This window comes from Vibrio sp. 661, from assembly GCF_033339315.1.
GTDB lineage: Bacteria > Pseudomonadota > Gammaproteobacteria > Enterobacterales > Vibrionaceae > Vibrio > Vibrio alginolyticus.
Genome location: NZ_JAWOUJ010000001.1, coordinates 478,049 through 495,780 on the forward strand (window position 1 = coordinate 478,049; position 17,732 = coordinate 495,780).

16 protein-coding genes are annotated in these 17,732 nt (G+C 44.1%); 8 read left to right on the forward strand and 8 right to left on the reverse strand.

The window, feature by feature from the left end:
* The 5 genes from R7P69_RS02215 to R7P69_RS02235 form a co-directional block, all read right to left on the reverse strand.
* The coding region (locus tag R7P69_RS02215) for a VWA domain-containing protein (RefSeq protein WP_318121315.1) at positions 1 to 1,338 on the reverse strand (1,338 nt) is incomplete at its 3' end.
* Complete coding sequence (locus R7P69_RS02220; protein ID WP_047103941.1) at positions 1,331 to 2,335, reverse strand: vWA domain-containing protein; 1,005 nt, start codon at positions 2,333 to 2,335, stop codon at positions 1,331 to 1,333. The genes R7P69_RS02215 and R7P69_RS02220, both read right to left, overlap by 8 nt.
* Positions 2,328 to 2,804: a DUF4381 domain-containing protein gene (locus R7P69_RS02225; protein ID WP_065275458.1), complete on the reverse strand. Its 477-nt coding sequence runs from the start codon at positions 2,802 to 2,804 to the stop codon at positions 2,328 to 2,330. Before R7P69_RS02225 ends, R7P69_RS02220 begins: the two co-directional genes overlap by 8 nt.
* A 37-nt stretch (positions 2,805 to 2,841) precedes the next feature.
* Positions 2,842 to 3,768: a DUF58 domain-containing protein gene (locus R7P69_RS02230; RefSeq protein WP_025768548.1), complete on the reverse strand. Its 927-nt coding sequence runs from the start codon at positions 3,766 to 3,768 to the stop codon at positions 2,842 to 2,844.
* 13 nt (positions 3,769 to 3,781) lie between these two features.
* Positions 3,782 to 4,738, reverse strand: coding sequence for an AAA family ATPase (locus R7P69_RS02235; RefSeq protein ID WP_017635415.1), 957 nt, complete (start codon positions 4,736 to 4,738; stop codon positions 3,782 to 3,784).
* A 310-nt stretch (positions 4,739 to 5,048) separates the two neighbouring features.
* Between R7P69_RS02235 and R7P69_RS02240 the strand changes: the two genes are divergently transcribed.
* The 8 genes from R7P69_RS02240 to R7P69_RS02275 all read left to right on the forward strand — a co-directional run bounded on the left by R7P69_RS02240 (position 5,049) and on the right by R7P69_RS02275 (position 13,949).
* Entirely contained in the window at positions 5,049 to 6,965 is a 1,917-nt protein-coding gene (locus tag R7P69_RS02240; protein WP_318121317.1) for a methyl-accepting chemotaxis protein, read from the forward strand.
* 56 nt (positions 6,966 to 7,021) lie between these two features.
* Positions 7,022 to 7,222, forward strand: a complete 201-nt coding sequence (locus R7P69_RS02245) for a restriction endonuclease subunit S (RefSeq protein ID WP_005375165.1) — start codon at positions 7,022 to 7,024, stop codon at positions 7,220 to 7,222.
* A gap of 246 nt (positions 7,223 to 7,468) precedes the next feature.
* Positions 7,469 to 8,137 (forward strand): LuxR C-terminal-related transcriptional regulator, encoded by a 669-nt coding sequence (locus R7P69_RS02250; protein ID WP_021707603.1) that lies wholly within the window; start codon positions 7,469 to 7,471, stop codon positions 8,135 to 8,137.
* Between the two features lie 228 nt (positions 8,138 to 8,365).
* A complete protein-coding gene (locus tag R7P69_RS02255) occupies positions 8,366 to 9,022 on the forward strand; it encodes a LuxR C-terminal-related transcriptional regulator (protein ID WP_213905452.1) in 657 nt (218 codons plus the stop codon).
* A 206-nt stretch (positions 9,023 to 9,228) separates the two neighbouring features.
* Entirely contained in the window at positions 9,229 to 9,819 is a 591-nt protein-coding gene (locus R7P69_RS02260) for a calcium-binding protein (protein ID WP_005375168.1), read from the forward strand.
* Between the two features lie 152 nt (positions 9,820 to 9,971).
* Positions 9,972 to 11,690 (forward strand): type I secretion system permease/ATPase, encoded by a 1,719-nt coding sequence (locus R7P69_RS02265; RefSeq protein ID WP_238952497.1) that lies wholly within the window; start codon positions 9,972 to 9,974, stop codon positions 11,688 to 11,690.
* A complete protein-coding gene (locus R7P69_RS02270) occupies positions 11,665 to 13,005 on the forward strand; it encodes an HlyD family type I secretion periplasmic adaptor subunit (RefSeq protein ID WP_005383906.1) in 1,341 nt (446 codons plus the stop codon). The genes R7P69_RS02265 and R7P69_RS02270 overlap by 26 nt, the downstream gene beginning before the upstream one ends.
* A 95-nt stretch (positions 13,006 to 13,100) precedes the next feature.
* A complete protein-coding gene (locus R7P69_RS02275) occupies positions 13,101 to 13,949 on the forward strand; it encodes a mechanosensitive ion channel family protein (RefSeq protein ID WP_005375171.1) in 849 nt (282 codons plus the stop codon).
* A gap of 95 nt (positions 13,950 to 14,044) precedes the next feature.
* Here the strand turns inward: R7P69_RS02275 and fhuB are convergent, their stop codons facing one another.
* The 3 genes from fhuB to R7P69_RS02290 are packed head-to-tail and all read right to left on the reverse strand — an operon-like array spanning position 14,045 to position 17,714.
* Positions 14,045 to 16,012: a Fe(3+)-hydroxamate ABC transporter permease FhuB gene (fhuB, locus tag R7P69_RS02280; RefSeq protein ID WP_005383903.1), complete on the reverse strand. Its 1,968-nt coding sequence runs from the start codon at positions 16,010 to 16,012 to the stop codon at positions 14,045 to 14,047.
* Positions 16,009 to 16,938 (reverse strand): iron-siderophore ABC transporter substrate-binding protein, encoded by a 930-nt coding sequence (locus R7P69_RS02285; RefSeq protein WP_017635312.1) that lies wholly within the window; start codon positions 16,936 to 16,938, stop codon positions 16,009 to 16,011. Before R7P69_RS02285 ends, fhuB begins: the two co-directional genes overlap by 4 nt.
* Complete coding sequence (locus R7P69_RS02290; protein ID WP_238952500.1) at positions 16,929 to 17,714, reverse strand: ABC transporter ATP-binding protein; 786 nt, start codon at positions 17,712 to 17,714, stop codon at positions 16,929 to 16,931. The genes R7P69_RS02285 and R7P69_RS02290 overlap by 10 nt, the downstream gene beginning before the upstream one ends.
* Positions 17,715 to 17,732: the final 18 nt, after the last annotated feature.

Sequence of the window (17,732 nt, forward strand, 5' to 3'; positions counted from 1 at the left end):
CTGTTTTAGCTTTTCTTCTACAACCGATAGGTTTTTCTTCGCGGCTTCAAAGTTAGGCTTTTCCTCTAGCAGCTTTTTATACAAATCAGCCGCATCTTCTAATTGACCATTTTGAGCGAGCGAGTTGGCGAGGTTATAGCGGCCGTTAAGGGAGGCATCATGAGAAAATGCTTCGATAGCGGCTTCGTAGTCACCTTTTTGATAACTGGCGGCTCCTTTCCAGCTTGGGTTTGTAAATAGGTTTTGCGCCTGTTCATACTCACCTTGCTTGTAGAGTTCCGCTCCTTGTTGGTCGGCATTTAAGAACGGATTAGCTTCTGCATGCGGTATCCACGTTACTGGGACTACAGTCACAACTACCATCCAAATCAGGCCGCGTCGAAACAGTAAAGCCGCAGGAAGAAGTAACAACGGCAGTAACCAAAAGCCACTGTTGAGACGAGAATCAGTTTTAACTTCTTCGCTTTGGGTCGCAGAAAGCTGGCTACCAATGTTATTAGTAAAGGCCGCGATATTTTCAACATCACGGTTGGTGTGCTGAATAGGAACAAATAGACCGCCAGTTTTATTCGCTAGCGTCTGTAGGTTTTTCAGGTTTGTTTTCGCTACGACGGTTGTGCCTTGTGCCGTTTTTAGCAGAGAGCCATCGGGCAGCGCGATAGGCGCACCGTTAGGAGTCCCGACGGCAAGAACAGAAATGCGAAACTTTGTACCTTGGACTAAATCTAACGCGCGAGACAGCTCTGACGTATCAAGATCATCCGCTAACACGATGATATCGCCTTGTTGCGTGCCGGCTTGAGAAAACTGGTTGATCGCAAGTTCAATCGCGGCAGGCAGGTTTGCTCCTTGAAAAGGCATCAGCTCTGGTGACAAATTTTCGATAATGCCCGCAAGCGTGCTGGAATCAGTTGTCAGTGGACTTAAGTTATAGGCATCGCCAGCGTAAGCAATAAGTCCAGTGGCTCCCTCTTTCCATTTAGGCAGCAAATCGAGCGCCTTATAACGTGTTTGTGCTAGCCGATTGGGTTTGATGTCTGTAGCAAACATAGAGCGAGACATATCAAGCACCAAGATACGGTTTTGGTTTAATTCAAAGCTTGGTCGAGCATTGGACTGCCAGCTTGGCCCCGCTAATGAAATGCAAGTTATTGCCCAAGCTAAACCCCATAGAGTGAAGTAATGCTTAGACTGCGTGTTTTGTCCGAGCATCCGCGCTAGATGAGGGGCAATCAGTGTGGACTTTTGGGCTCTAAATTTGTGATTAAGCAAGAGTGCAATAGGGATCACGATGAGCCCCAAAAGCCAATAAGGATTGAGGAAAGTAAACTCAGCCATGTTTTCTCCTTAATAGGAATAACAATACCGACAATACAAATGCAGCGCTTAATGGATATGGAAACCATTCAGACTGAGGGCGCCAAGTTTGTGTGTCGCTAGATACGGGTTCTAGCTGGTTGATGGTGTCATAAATCTTTTCGAGCTCTTCCGTATCTCGCGCTCGAAAATATTGTCCACCTGTCACCTCTGCCACTTTAGTCAGTGTTTGTTCATCTAAGTCGGCTGCGGTGTTTACTTTGCGAGTCATGAAAAACTCTTTTACCATCATTTCACCAGCGCCCACGCCCACGGTGTAAACAGTGGCGTTGTATTTTTTCGCAATTTCCGCTGCTTCTAGCGGCTCGAGCACCCCTGCAGTATTGCTGCCGTCACTGAGCAAAATCATGACTCGTTGCGGAGCATCACTGTCTACAAAGGTTTTTGTGCCTAACCCAATACCATCACCAATGGCGGTTCGTTGACCAACCAAGCCGATGACGGTTTGATTAATCTGTTGCATGACGCTTTTGCGGTCTGCAGTGAGTGGTGTTTGCAAATAAGCATGGTCGCCAAACAAAACAACTCCGAGACGGTCACCTTTTCTCTTTGCTACGAAATCAGACAGAACTTTTTTGACTGCTGTGAGGCGATCGATATATTCGCCGTTGAGTTCCATGTCTTCCTGCTGCATCGAACCGGACAGATCGACGACTAACATCAAGTCCCGATATTTGGGTTGGAATTCAACGGGATCGCCAAACCAAACTGGACGCGCACACGCGACGACAAGAAGGCCCCAGATCGCGATTGAAAGTGCTTTTTGCAGCGCTTGCTTAGGCTTGCTGCGATTCTCATTGGTTGGTAAGTACGCCAATTTGATCTCGGCTTGTTGAGATTCTTGTGGCAGGAACTTGTATACCAGCCATGGGATGGGCAACAAAAACAGTGCCCACCACCAGACAAATTCAATGTTTAGCCATTGGGCAAGATCGGTTATGAGTGTTTGCTCAGTCACGGTTATTTGCCTTTTTCTTTGGTGGCAAAGCGTAGGTTATCCAAAAGACACAATCGTCTACCAAGCTTTGATGCTGCCCTTGGGAAGAATTCTGATACAACGCTTCTTGCCACTGATGTTGTTTGTCTACGAATCGACTTTCTTTGGTATGGCTATCGAGAAATTTATACCAAGCGATTCCGGTTAATGGTGCGATCTCTTCACGCGGAAAGTAACTCAATGCTGCCTGGCGCAATATTTCCAGAGCAGAAGAGGGGGTATGAGGCGCGGTAGGTTGAGTTAAAAGTGTTAATGCTGTCTTTTTTGCGCGTAAGTGTTTTTTACGCCATCTCACATAAAGACAAATGCCGAAAACGAAGAGCAAGGTGGCTGCAAGCACCACCCACCATCCCCAAGCGAGCGGAAACCAATCCGGAGCGTTTGGCAAAATCAAAGGTTCAAGGTCTAGGCTTTGGTTGTTTGTTGTCATTATTATTACTGCTTAATAAATACTGCTTGTCAGTTTGTTAGCTTAATTGTGAAATTAAGGGCCAGCCACTTGATAGCGTGTTAAATGGAATTGCTATCGAATGGCACTGCTGCTTAATGGTTTCTTGATGTTGGGTAAAGTGGCTTTCGAGTTCTCTTCGTTGTCCTTTAGAGCCAAAGTTAAACCATTGACTATGCAGCCCATCCGAAGCTTTCACTTGACCTCTAAAGTCTGTTTCGCCTCTTTCTAACGGATCATAAAACTGAACGGCCCTTACGCTATTGTGTTGTTTGAGTCGACGTAGTTGTGCCAGTTCCGTTGGTGTTACGTGGGCAAAATCACTGAGCATAATCAATTCGCTGCCTTTTGGGGTGAGCGTATGAAGTGTCTCCAATACTTGTGTATAAGGCAGTGTACGAGTGTCGTTGCTTGCAGTACGAGTTACTTGCGCATTATGTATGTCGACTATGGCGTTAAGAATCCGCAGCCCTTGTCTTTGTAAAGAAGAGGGGCGAAATTCAAGACATTGATGTCCGTCATCAATCACTGCGCCGATGCGATCTTTTTTAGCTAGAGTTAGCCAAATTAGAACACTGGCAAAGTGGGCCAATTGAACGGATTTGAGTACATACTTAGATCCAAAATGTAGACTAGAACTTAGATCAAGATAAAGAATGACCGCTTGCTCTTTATCTTCTGCAAACAATTTTGTATGTGCTTTACCGGTCCTAGCGGTGACTCGCCAATCAATGCTGCGAATATCGTCGCCAGGTTGATATTGGCGCACCTCCATAAAATCCATACCTCGCCCTTTTTGGCGACTGGTATGGTTACCACTCATCTGCGACCAGAGACTCTGTGCTGGTGGTAACCAACGTACAGATTGAGTGCGATATTGGAGCAGCTCTTCAAGGGTTAATGTCACCCCATTCGCATGAGGTGGTAATGAATGTGTAGCGGACATATCACTCACTCGTTTATGCACTGCCAACAAGGTTTAGCAGTTTATCGATGACCTGGTTTGCCGTAATGCCTTCCGCTTGAGCGTGGTAACTCAATAATAAACGGTGGCGCAGTACCGGATAAGCCATGGTTTGAACATCTTCCGGAGAGACAAAATCACGACCAGCAAGCCAAGCGTGCGCACGTGCACAGCGATCAAGAGCGATGGTAGCACGCGGACTCACACCCATTGACAACCATTTGTCCAACTCAGTGTCATATTTGTTGGCTTGACGTGTCGCCATAACTAAACGGACGATGTACTGCTCTATCGTTTCTGCCATATGAATATCCAACACTTCTTTACGTGCGGTGAATATATCTTGTTGGCTTAACATTGGGCGTTCAACCTTTGCTTCGCCTTTTGCTTCTCCGCGGTTAATACGCAAGATAGATAGCTCATGCTCCGCATCTGGGTATTCCACTTCTAAATGCAATAAAAAGCGGTCTAGCTGCGCTTCAGGAAGGGGGTAGGTCCCTTCTTGCTCTATCGGGTTTTGAGTTGCCATAACCAAAAACAACTCTGGCAGCGGGTAGGTATGACGACCTGCTGTGACTTGTTTCTCTGCCATTGCTTCAAGCATTGCCGCTTGTACTTTGGCTGGTGCACGGTTTATCTCATCCGCAAGAATAAGCGAGTTGAAGATAGGACCTGATTGGAAAGTGAATTCTCCGGTTTCGGGACGGAAGATATCGGTGCCGGTTAAATCGGCTGGCAGCAAATCAGGGGTGAACTGAATGCGGTGGAAGTCGCCTTCAACACAGTCTGAGAGTGATTTTACTGCACGGGTTTTTGCTAACCCAGGAGGGCCTTCAACTAAAATATGCCCATCCGCAAGAAGCGCAACAAGCAGTTGCTTTACCAGATCTTGCTGTCCGATGATCTGCGACTCTAAGTATTGCTGAAGAGTTTCGAAGTTAGATTTATGCATGCTTTGGACTCTCGGTATCCATGTGATTTTCGTGTTGAGTATTGGTCATTTTCCATGTGAAAAAAGTTCCAACGCTCTATTGCAATTTATCTTTTCAATATTGGGACGCTACAGAGAATTGCAAGTACGTGCTATCTCTGAAAGTGCTTATTTGACAGTGTGTTACATTTATTTTTCATAATATAATGAGAAATGCCTCTAGTTTTGTACATATGAGCCGATAAAGATTCCGTGGTGTGCGTGTCATGAGATATGCACCTGATTCCCCTTGTGGGGCCAATAACAAGTGATTCTTTTAAAAGGTCCGAATATGTTGAAACTTCATTCCTTGAGCATCAAACAGAAGGTTGTACTTGGCATTACGTTTGCTGTTCTAGCATCAACAATCATTGTTGGTGTTATGGCTCAGCGTCATGCGAGAGATGTATTGAGCCATCGTCTTATTGACATCGAGCTACCTGCGATGTTGCAGCAAATCAATACCGAAATTGACCGCGAAGTTGTCGAAATGCAACAAGCGGCAAAACAGCTGGCTACAAACGAATTTATTGTTGAAGCCCTATCTAATACAGACCGTGATCCGTCAGTAGAAGTTCAGTTGGTTCAGCAGCTCAATAACGTTAAATCACAGTATGGTCTTAATGATGCGTCGGTAGCGAATCGTCAAACGGCATATTACTGGAATCAAAACGGATTCTTACGTCAACTTAACCGAACGCAAGATGCTTGGTTCTTTGGATTTACGTCGTCTGGTCAAGAAACGTCCGTGAGTGTGTTCCAAGAGGCAAATGGCGAAGTGAAAATGTTTGCCAATTTCCAAGAGCTTAATGGTACATCAATGTCAGGTCTCTCTAAATCTATGGGAGACATGGTTACTTTGCTCAATGGGTTTAAAATTGAAGATACGGGTTACGTGTTCCTCACTAATGAACAAGGCCAGATTCAAATACACCGCCAACAAGGTAAGAACCAAACTTCTATCACTAAACTATTTGGTAGTGACGCAAGTGCGCTGTTGAACAAAAATAGCTTCAACCTAATTAATGTGGAGTTTGAAGGGCAGGATACTTTTGTTTCTAGTTTGTATGTTCCTTCAATGAACTGGTTTGTTATTGGCGTGGTTCCCGTTAATGAAGTATTCGCTGACCTGAATGCGACAGCTAAAAAAATGCTGTTTACGACCATCATTGTTGCCGTTGTATTCATCCTCATGGGCGTATGGTTAGCAAACAGCATTACGAAACCAATCCGACTGATTGCCGATCGTTTTACCGACCTTGGGCAAGGTGAAGGCGATTTGGCGCAGCGTATTGAAATTAAGGGTAATGATGAAATTGCTCAGCTTTCAAAAGGCTTTAATGGATTTATTGAGAAGATTCATGCCACGATTAAAGAGGTTGCTTTAACCAGTGGCTCATTAAGTCAAGCGGCAGAAAGTGTGTCAACGAAAGCAACATCCACACACGACAACAGCCAAGAGCAGCGTGATCAAACCATTCAAGTAGTTGCAGCTATCAACCAAATGGGTGCGACCATCAGTGAAATTGCATCGAACGCTGCTACCGCTGCTGATACGGCAAATCAGGCTTCAGATAACACTCAAACTGGTCGAGAAGTTGTGATGAAAGCAAAAGAGGTGATCAGCCGCCTAGCCGATGATGTTGAAACAACCAATATTGTTGTTACGCAGTTGGCATCGACAACCAAAGATATTGGCTCGATTCTGGGTGTAATTCGTGACATCTCTGAGCAAACGAATTTACTTGCGCTAAACGCTGCAATTGAGGCTGCTCGTGCTGGTGAGCAGGGACGTGGTTTTGCGGTTGTTGCTGATGAGGTAAGAAACCTAGCTTCACGCACGGCTGATTCTACAGAAGAGATTCAGCGCATGATCAATCAGCTTCAAAGTGACGCACAAGACGCGGTAAGTGCTATGGAAGCGGGCAAAGCGGTCACCATAGAAGGGGTTACTTCTACCGATGAAGCAGTCGAGGTATTAATCAGTATTTCTGAACGAATCACCGACATCTCTGATCGTAATACACAGGTTGCAACGGCGACGGAAGAGCAATCCACGGTGGTGCATACCATTAATCAAAATATCGAAGAAATCAACGCGATAAATGAAATGACAACCGCGACAGCAGAAGAGTTGGCGGATGCAAGTCGCGATCTTCAAGCGCTCTCTTCTCGTTTGGACAAGATGGTTGGTAGCTTCAAGTTATAGAGTTGGATAGAATAGGCGAAGTTTAAAAGTTCAATCATTAATTTTAGGTAAGTACTATGAATGACTTCGAAAAAGAACTAGAGCAAATTTCTCAAGAAACCGCTCAGGAGCCAGAAGTAAAACTGCCGTCGCTAGAAGAGCAAAAAGCGATCGTCGCTGAGCTGAAAAAGCTGGAAGCGGAAGGTAAGCTGACGCCAGAAGTGTTAGAACAACACTTTGGTAAGTTTAACCAAAAAAACGCAGTTCCAATCCACTAAGTTAGGTGGTGTTTTGCCTCTAACGTGCGTGATTAAATCACCTGCTCAAACACAAAAAGGGAGTTTATACTCCCTTTTTTAATGTCTGAAAAATGCTAATACCTCTCATATACTTGCCACTTAAAAATTATTGACACTTCAATGAGTTATTAATTAGTACTAGTGATTTTCATACTTGACAATACTACCGCTCTATCTAAATCTATTGCGTATTTCAATAAAAACGACCAAGGGAATGCGATCAGGATGGAGCAGCAAAAAAAAAGAAACGTTATTTTAATCACGGAGGGAAGTCTACAGTCATCTCTGTTGAAAGATGTATTGGAGACCAAACTCGGTATTAGTGTTGCTCTAATCACGCCAGATAATCTGATTCACGGAGTGTTACATGAATCTCTTGCATCAGCCATTATTGTTGATTGCAGCGTGATCACGGATGAAATTTTTCGCCGTTATGCGGAGTTTAAAGCGGCCAAGCAGAAAGACACGCTTGAAATCTTAATTAATTGTGAGCAATCCATATCGACAGAAGATCTCTTTGCTTGGCGTACTTTGGCCGGTATTTTCTATACCTCTGATGATATAAAAACGTTGCAAGTTGGTATTGGTAAGGTGCTTCAAGGAGATATGTGGTTCAGCCGTAAGTTTTCTCAGCAGTACATTACTTACCTTCGTCGACATTGCAAACCTATAAATAAGAATGTTTCCGCTATTCTGACCAAACGAGAGCAACAAATAATTACCTTTCTTTCCATGGGGGCGTCCAATCAACAAATCGCCGAACAATTATTTGTCAGCGAGAATACGGTAAAAACGCATTTACATAATATTTTCAAGAAGATTGATGTGAAAAATAGAGTTCAAGCACTTATTTGGGCAAAGGAAAATATTTCAGACAACTCGTTAACGGTGTAATGCTATTGCAATATTAGGTTGCCTAATTTAGTAAACTCTTAATAATTTCTGTGACCTGAATGTGTTAAAAGTGTTTCTTTTATGAGAAACACTTTTTTTGGTTCTCTTTTTAATAACTTTAGAATTTAAAAAAGTAGCAAATAACTTTACTCTGTGAACTAGCACTTACATATCAAACTAAGTGCTGACGATTAACTACTAATTTAAGAATGTTAAGTCACTGAAAGTATGAGAAACATTATGGGACAGTATATGGAAAAGCCTGAAATCCTAATGCTCACTCAACAAAGTTTACAGAGTGAAAACTTTAAGGAAATGCTTTCTAAAAATACAGAAACTAAAATAACGATCATTGATACTAAAAACCCTAGTTATCATGAACTCATTCCGGAACGCTACTTTTTGCTTGTTGATTTTTCAGTTGAGATTCCTTCCGAAACTTTAGTTTATTTAAAAGATAGTAATAAAGTGCTAGGAACTATAATGCTTAATCTAGGTTATGACTTAGACACAGAAGAACTCGCTTCTTGGCCTCATGTAAAAGGTATATTTGGTCCAGGAGATTCAATGGACAAGGTTTGTCAGGGATTAAAAGCAATAATAAAAGGGGATAATTGGCTGTCTCGAAGATTACTTGATCAGCTAGTAAATTATTATCGAGGCAGAGAAGTAAATAGCATTATCGAACCTGCTATTGAGGTTGAGCTTACTCGGCGTGAAGTTCAGGTTTTAAAAATGTTGAAAGAAGGTGGTTCAAATATGGAAATCGCTGATTCTTTATTTATCAGCGAGCATACTATTAAATCACATCTATACAATATTTTTAGAAAGTTAGAAGTAAAGAACCGTACGCAAGCTACAAGTTGGGCTAAGAGAAACCTGTAGTACTAGTATTAACTTGCTGTAATAAAAAGAAAATACTCTATAAAGTACTAAATTTTATATTTATTATTAAAATGTCAGTCTGAAATATCATCCCATATTCAAACTTATTCCTATTCAGTTGACTATTAGACTTCTCATGTCGTGACGAATCTAGTCAGACGTGGAACAGAAGGTCTATTCAATTAATAAGCTAAGAGGGAATAAAAATGAGCGCAAGTGACAATGACACGTATTTAGGCGATGCAGGTGTAAATAACCAATTTGCTGATTTCGATGGCGGCGATGATTTGTTTATCGGTTTTGGTGGTAATGACTCGTTTGTTGGCGGTGGCGGTAATGATTATGTGATCGGCGGCGACGGCGACGATCGCCTAACTGGTGGTGCTGGAGATGACATCCTTAGGGCTGGTACAGGAAACGACTACCTCGGCGGTGGTACCGGTAATGACTTGCTGTTGGGTTTGCTGGGCGACAATAAATTAAATGGTGGTGTCGGTGAAGATATTCTTGTTGCTGGTTCTGGTGACAACGTTTTAGTTGGCGGCAGCAATGGCGATAAGTTTGTGTTCACGGATAAGTTTGGTGGCCATGGCGAAGCCAAAGTTGTTGACTTCACCATTGGTGAAGACTCTTTGCACATCATTAGCGACTCTGTCACAGACTTTGGTGATTTAAGCTTTAGCTACGATGCAGTTGGGAATGCAGTGTTTACCGATGGGGCTGATCTAACAGTGAAACTTATTGGCGTGACTGAAACTGACATCAACACCTATGGTGCTGATCTGTTCGTAATCTAAACGACTGAAAATAACTCTGGATGGGAATTAGTTTGCGTGGCTCTGCCATGCTGAGGTGAACTAATCGGACACTCTAGAGCGATTTGAGGTTACCTTAAGTTAGGCGCTAGTATTTCTGGCGCCTACAATTTTCACATTAAACGGAAGTAGTCGTGCAAAAAACGGTTTTCAAAGAAGTGAAACAAAAACTATGCACGCTTGCGGGCTTGCTGATCGTTTTTAGCCTTTTTATCAACTTATTGGTTCTCTCGATTCCGCTGTACATGCTTCAAGTGTACAACCGAGTGATATCCTCCTACTCAACCGATACTTTATTCTTGCTCACTGTCATCGTAATTGTCGCGCTGTTAACCATGTCCATCATCGACATTGCACGAGCACAAATGAGTAAATCTTTTGGTTATTGGATGGACACAAAACTCTCCGCTTTCATGCTCAAGCGCACGATTCAATATCAATCACATACTGGGAAGAGTTATACCTCGCAAACTCTGAGAGACATTCAGAACATCAAAAGCTTTTTGAGCAGTCAAGCACCTTATCCACTGTTGGATGCGCCCTGGACACCGCTGTTTATTTTATTTGTGTATTTATTGCACCCGATACTAGGTCACATCGCGTTACTTGGATCTATCGTATTGTTTAGCCTAGGTCTACTCAATGAGCTGATGACGCGTAAAACAATGCAAGAGAGCGAAGTCAGGGCGATTTCTCATATCAACAACGCAGAATTAGCCACGCAAAACTCCAATTCAATTCTCGCAATGGGGATGATGAATGCATTTTTAGAGAAGTGGCAGTCGCGCGTGAGCGAAGTGAATGTGCTTGAAGAGCGAGTTGCAGGTAAGTCTATCTACATGGCTAACTTTTCTAAGTTTGTGCGTGGCTCATTACAGATATTTTTACTGGGAGGTGGTGCATGGTTAGTTATCCAACATGAGATAACGGCAGGGGCGATGATCGCGAGCTCCATATTAATGAGTCGGGCATTATCGCCGATGGAGCAGGCGATAGGCACGTGGCGAAGCGCGATGTCTGCTAAAGGCGCCTATAAAAGGTTGAAAGAAATCGATGCGATCGTGCGCCAAGATGAATCAGATATGCCACTGCCTAAACCAAAAGGACACTATGAGCTTACCGGACTGGCCTATCGCCATCCTGGAGCAACCGAACCAGTGCTCTCATCGATCAGCTTATCGATTCCTCCGGGTATTGCTGTTGGGGTGATTGGCCCTTCTGGTACGGGTAAATCGACGTTTGCTCGGCTGTTATTAGGTACGGTTAAGCCATTAGCGGGTAAAGTGACTCTTGATGGAATGGAAGTCTCCGTATGGGCATCTGAAGATCGCGGCGTGCATTTTGGGTATCTCGCTCAAGAGGTGGAGTTATTTCCTGGCACAATTCGAGAGAACATCGCGCGCTTTAAAGAAGAAGACCCCGCTAAAGTCATCAAGGCGGCGCAACTAGCAGGATGTCATGAATTAATACTCAAGAAAAACAAAGGCTATGATTGCATTATTGGTGAAAATGGCCGTGGTTTATCTGGGGGGGAAAGGCAGAGAATCGCTCTTGCAAGAGCCGTTTATGGCGACCCATCTATTGTGATTTTCGATGAAGCGAATGCCAACCTCGATGGTGAGGGAGAGGCTGCGTATCAACGTTTGATTGCCCATTTAAAAGCACAGAGTACAACGATTATCGTCATAGCCCACAATCCGAGTACGTTACGACAAATGGATAGGCTGTTGTATTTGGCTGACGGCCGAGTCAAGTTATACGGCGCTAAAGATGAAGTATTAAAACGTTTGATGGGCGAAGAAAGAACAGATATCCCAAGGGTAAGAAATGAGCAATCAACTGCCAACCGTTAATCAGAGTTCTACCGAGATCGTATATCGTTTTAGCCCCAAAGCGAGACTAAGCTTTCGAAAACCAATTTTACTCGGTGTGGTGACCTTAAGTGTTTTTCTTGGAGGTCTTGGCTACTGGGCTGCAACAGCCAAATTAGAAAGTGCAGCGATTGCTTATGGTGATTTGTCAGTTCTCACTAAGCGACAAGAAATTCAGCATTTAGAAGGCGGTATTATTGAAAAGCTATATGTACAGGAAGGGGATTTAGTCGAAAAAGGTCAGTTATTAATTCAACTTTCTAAGCGTCAAGCTATGGCTAAGTTGGACTCGTTAAGTGGTCGTTTTATCCATACTCTAGCAAAGGAAAACCGTTTAAGTGCGGAGCTTGATGAGCTTCCAACGATTGTATGGTCTGATGATCTTGAAAGCATTCCCCGTGTCGATATCGTACAAGAAGCACAACTGGTTCAAAACAAGATCTTTGAAGCGAGAAAGCGATTCTTTGATAGTAAACTGAGTATCATTGAGCAGAGTATTTCTGGAGCAAATTTAGAGCTTGAAAACCTTCAGCAAACCAAAGTGATTGAGACGGAACGGCTCAACTTTATTGCTGAAGAAATAGACAGCAACCAAGCCTTGGTGCAAAAAGGTTTCTCGGGAAAATCTACCTTACTTCAACTCAAGCGCTTAGCAGCGGAGGTGAGAAGTACCTTAAGCCAGTTAGACAGGCAATCGCTCACCGTTAGAAAAAGGTTAGATGAGAACCTAGCGCAAATTGAAGAGTTGAAGCTTGAAAGGCTGAATGAGATTGTCGAGGAACTACGAAATACCAAAACGGAAATTGTCGCAATTCGGGAAGAATATCGCTCCGCTCAAGATATTGTCGCAAGAACAACGATCAACGCACCTATTTCTGGTCGCGTAGTCAACATGCAAGTGTTTACCGAAAAAGGTGTGATTGGCTCGGGTGAAACGTTACTAGAACTCGTCCCGCAAGACGATAAGTTGTTAGTCGAGGCTCGTGTTAATCCTCAGGATATTGATTTAGTGAATCCAGGCCAGCAAGCGCATGTTCGTCTGACCGCTCTGAATGCACGGACGTTGGCACCTTTAGACGGTACAGTGCTGACGATTTCTGCCGATAAGCTCTCGCAAGAAAACCAAGAAGATTTTTATCTCGCTAGAATTGCAATTTCACCGGAAGATGTGACAAAACATCGTTTAACCTCAGGTATGAATGCCGAAGTGCTTATTTTATCTGAGCCACGAACGCCATTGAGCTACCTAATAAAGCCAATTACAGAAAGCATGAATCGCGCCTTCAGAGAGGAGTAATTTCAAAAAGACTTGAGTGAGCACGGACAACAGACAAAATAATTTGTTATCGTTAGCTGTTACTGGGCCGTATTTTTATTCGAGGGAGCCGTGGAATGGAGAAAGTGCAGTTAGTTGTCGATTTTCTTCTCACTCATAAATTGATTTTTACCGCACTGATCTTTGCGATTATGTGGTTAATTCGTCGTGCAATTTTATCGATGATTCGTGGTGATCACGCTTTTCTCTCAGAAGATCAGCGTAGTTGGATGTCCAGAACTAAAAATGGCACCTTTGCTGTTACATTACTGATTTTATTTATTTTATGGCAATCAGAAATTAACGAGTTTGCTCTGAGTGTAACGGCGATTGCCGTTGCCATTGTAGTGGCATCCAAAGAAATCATTTTGTGTTTTACGGGTTCGATTCAAAGAGCAAGTTCACGTTCTTTTCGCGTTGGGGACTGGATTGAGGTCGGGAAGTTATGCGGTGAAGTGATTGAGCACAATATGATGGCGACGGTGATTCAAGAGATCGACCTGCATCATGGGCAATATCATTACACCGGCAAAACAGCGACATTGCCTAATAGTATGTTCTTTACCTATCCAGTAAAGAACCTCAACTTCATGAAGCGGTACGTTTACCACAACTTTTCTGTAGTGGTGAAAGACTTCGTCAATTTGTATCCACTGCTACCGATTTTAACTGATAAAATTGAAGAACATTGCAGTTACTTTGCTGATGTTGCACATCGTTACAATGCGATGATTGAAAAACATGCCGGTGTTGACCTTCCTGGTTCTGAGCCACATATGCATATTTCTAGCAACATTAATGGTGAACAAATTCTGCACGTGATGATTTTCTGCCCAACCGATAAAGCGAACCACTTAGAGCACTTAATTCGTAAGGACTTTATGGAACTTTATGAGCAGCGTTTTCCTGTAGTGCGAGAAGAATAGAGCATCGTACTTCGCCTTTCATTTCAAACCCCGCTATCAAAATAGCGGGGTTTGTGTTTCTTAGCGTATTTTTAGGCAGTAACAATATTCCCAACTTAGCTGAATTTACTCTTCAGCATTAAAAATAGGAAGTAAGTGCTGCCTATAATAGCGACCAACGTGCCAGCTGCGACCTGACTTGGATAAATAGCGATTTGTCCTAGCCAATCTGCCCACAACATTAGGGTTGCGCCAATTAAGGCACCGACACACAGTTGCTCTTTCACTTTTCTTGCTCCTAACATCATCGCCATATGGGGAGCGACCAAGCCAACAAAAGATATTGGACCAACTGTAGCGGTAGAAAAGGCGCATAACAAAGCAACGATGGTGAGCATAAGCGTATTGGCTACGGTAGGGTTAAGCCCTCGTGCATTTGAGAATTGTCGCCCGATGGAAATTAGTGTTAGCCAACGAGAAATCGAGAATACAGCGGCAAGCAGAACTATTATGGCCAAACATAACATCAGTGCGGTGTCGGCTGTGACTCGATAAATAGAACCAGTTAGCCACAATAAAATTTTGTAACTGTCACCTGAGCCTTGAGCTAGCGAAAATTGAACGAGGGCTTCTAATAGTGCCGTTAGTGCGATGCCGGACAACACGAAGTTAGATGGATTAAAATGGCTTCGTTTACCGATAACCAGCAATAACATCAATACGGACATACTTCCGAAAAAAGCGATACCCCAGCTAAATGCGGAGAGAAGCGACCCAGCGATGACTCCTGTCGTAATAATGGCAAACGTGGCTCCGGAAGACACACCGAGAATATCGGGACTTGCCAGAGGGTTGTAAACTATGCGTTGCAAAATGATTCCGGCAACGGATAGCGCAATACCGACAGAAAGTGCGGTTAACATGCGCGGCCAGCGCAATTGCCATTGGAACTCACCTGGCACAGACCATTGAATTCCGTTTATACCATGGGTAACGAATGAGTAAGCTAGAATCCCAACCAGACTGAATAGCGCAATGCTGCATACCGCGCGTTTAGAAAGCGCCGTTTTTCCTTGGCTCATTGAAAGGTTAAGTTGATCGGTTGCCGTCAGTTTTTTACGAGTAAACCAAATTAAAGCGGGAGCGCCAATAGCTGCAGCCGCTACGCCGCTAGGAATGGTTTCCTCTAACCATAAGCTCAGCGAGATAGCGGCAGAGTCTGTGATGATTAGTAGCATTGCGCCCAAAAGCATGCTGCTGATCAATTCGTCGCGCGGTGTTCTTGCCCCCATCGCTCTGGCAATATTGGGTGTCAGTAATCCGATGAAGCTGATAATACCAACTGCGGTGATGGAGGCAGATACCAGCCAAATACCCATCACCATTAACGCACCAAACGCGGGTAATACCGCTAAGCCTCGGGCTGCTGCGCCTTCTTGTCCTAGTTTCATTAAGGTCAGAATACGTGGTGCGACGATCAAAATTACGATTGCGATAGCGCAGCGAGGCAATAACCACTCAAACCAATCCCAGCTGTATTGAGAGAGGTCTCCTGCTCCCCACATAAAAATATTCTGTGCGAACTGGGCGTTTAAAATAATAATGGCTGTGGCGATAGAACCGAGCAAGATATTGATCACCATCCCCGAAACGACCAACGGCAAACCTGTCATATTACGCACACCGGCAATTGATACGATCAGGCCAAACGCCACTAAAGCCCCAAACATTGCGGCTAATGCAGAGTAATCGGCGACCCAATCGACGAACCAAATGTTTACCACGACTAATGCAAGCCAAGCACCAGAAGAGGTGCCAAGAGTCAACGGCGAGGTGAGGTTATTCTGCGTTAATTGCTGCATTAAGCTGCCGGTGAGACCAAGCATGGCACCAACAAGCAGGGTCATACTTAACCTAGGAAGTTGCGCTTGCGTAAAGAATACATCACGAAACTCGGTTGCTACCTCTGGTTTTGTTAATAATTGCCATTGTTCGAAAAGTGATAAATTAGTATCAATTTGTAGGCTAAAGACGCTAAGTAACGTAATCAGCGCCAGATAACCAATATAATGTTTCGTTCTCATTGTTCTGGTGCCAACTCTATTAGACTGTCGGTAATCGCTTCAGCGGTGTATTGCAAAGACATGGCACCGCCATACGCCCACACTGCTCTGACTGAATTTACCCGCTGCTTTTTCACAAACGGCATCGCTTGCCAAAGTGGCGACTCTTTCAGTTTTCGTTCTTCTGGGAAAGGTTGTACGTAGAGAACGTAGCTGTTTTGAAGGCCCTGAAGCCGATTGATTCGATCTTGCTTTACTCCCCACGCTCGTGGGTCCTCTTTAATTGGAGCCTGTAATCCCAGTTTTCTAACCACGTAGTCAGTGGTGGAGTTTTCGGTTGCAAGTAATACAGTATTCGGAGTTGAAAATCGCATCACAAGAACGCTGAGTGGAGAAGAGTAATAGTGGCGAATTCGCTGGCGCATCTGCGCAAATGAAGCATCTAATTCTGCCAGTTTCTGTTCAGCAAGTGCCTCTTTATTGAATAGCTTGCTGAGCGTACGAAAGTGACGAATGGCCGTTTCAGCTGCGGCCTCATTTTCAGAAAAATTAGGTAAATAGATTACCGGAGCAATTTGTTTGAGTAACGGAATCAAGTCTTGCTGTGGAGACGCAGCAAGGATGACATCTGGTTTCAAACTGGCTATTTTTTCTAAGTTGGGTTCTGCTCGGGTTCCAATATCTTCAATTGACTCTGGTGCAGTTGGATTGACGACCCATTGGCGGTAGCCTGGTAAATTTGGGGCTGCGATTGGTTCTACGTTTAGCGCCAAAACTTGTTCTAAGATGTCCCAGTTTAAGGCTACAACGCGTTGAGGCGCTTGCTCAAAACTATGCTCGCCATATTCATCGGTAACGGTGATGACTGCATGTGCATTGGTCATAAAAAATGCGAGGAGAAAAGCAGATTGTGTAACCACAGTAAGTAAACGAGCTATTATGCGCATACAACAGCCACCTTTTGGCTCGCTAATGTGTTAGCCGGGCTTGGGTGTTCAATCAGCTTAATTGGTGACTCATATAGTTTAGAAAGGCGTGCCTCGTCTAACAACATGTCGGCGTTGCCTTCAAAGGCAATCTTACCTTTTTTGAGCGCAACAATGTGGGTGGCGTAGCGCAGTGCTAAGTTCAGATCGTGCAGGATCACGATAATGCCTACATTCTCGGTTCGATTCAGTTCTGCCAGCAGCGCCATTAGTTGAAACTGATGGTGAACATCGAGCGCCGAGGTTGGCTCATCGAGAATTAAAATTGGCGATTGTTGAGCCAGTAGCATAGACACCCAAGCACGTTGGCGCTCGCCGCCCGATAAGTCATCCGCCAAAGCTTGAGCAAAAGGTGTAACCCCTGTTCGTTCCATAGCCTGCGTGATGATCTGTTTGTCTTCAGCTTTCCAACGACCAAGTGCCCCACGCCACGGAAAGCGACCTAAGCGCACTAGCTCTTCTACCGTTAAACCAGCCGAAGAGGGCAGCTTTTGTGGCAAATAGGCGATCTGTTTTGCCAACTCTTTGGTTTTGAGTGATGAAAGGGAAGTATCGTTTAGTGTTACCGTGCCTTTATCTGGTGGCATTTGACCAGAAAGCAGGTTCACCAGTGTCGACTTACCTGAACCGTTATGGCCTAAAACGACCGTTAGCTCATTTGTTGGGATGTTAAGTTGTTCGATGCCGAGGATCTGACGTCCACCTCGCACGATCCCAATATTAGACAGTTGAAACATGGATGGCTCTTAGGAGAA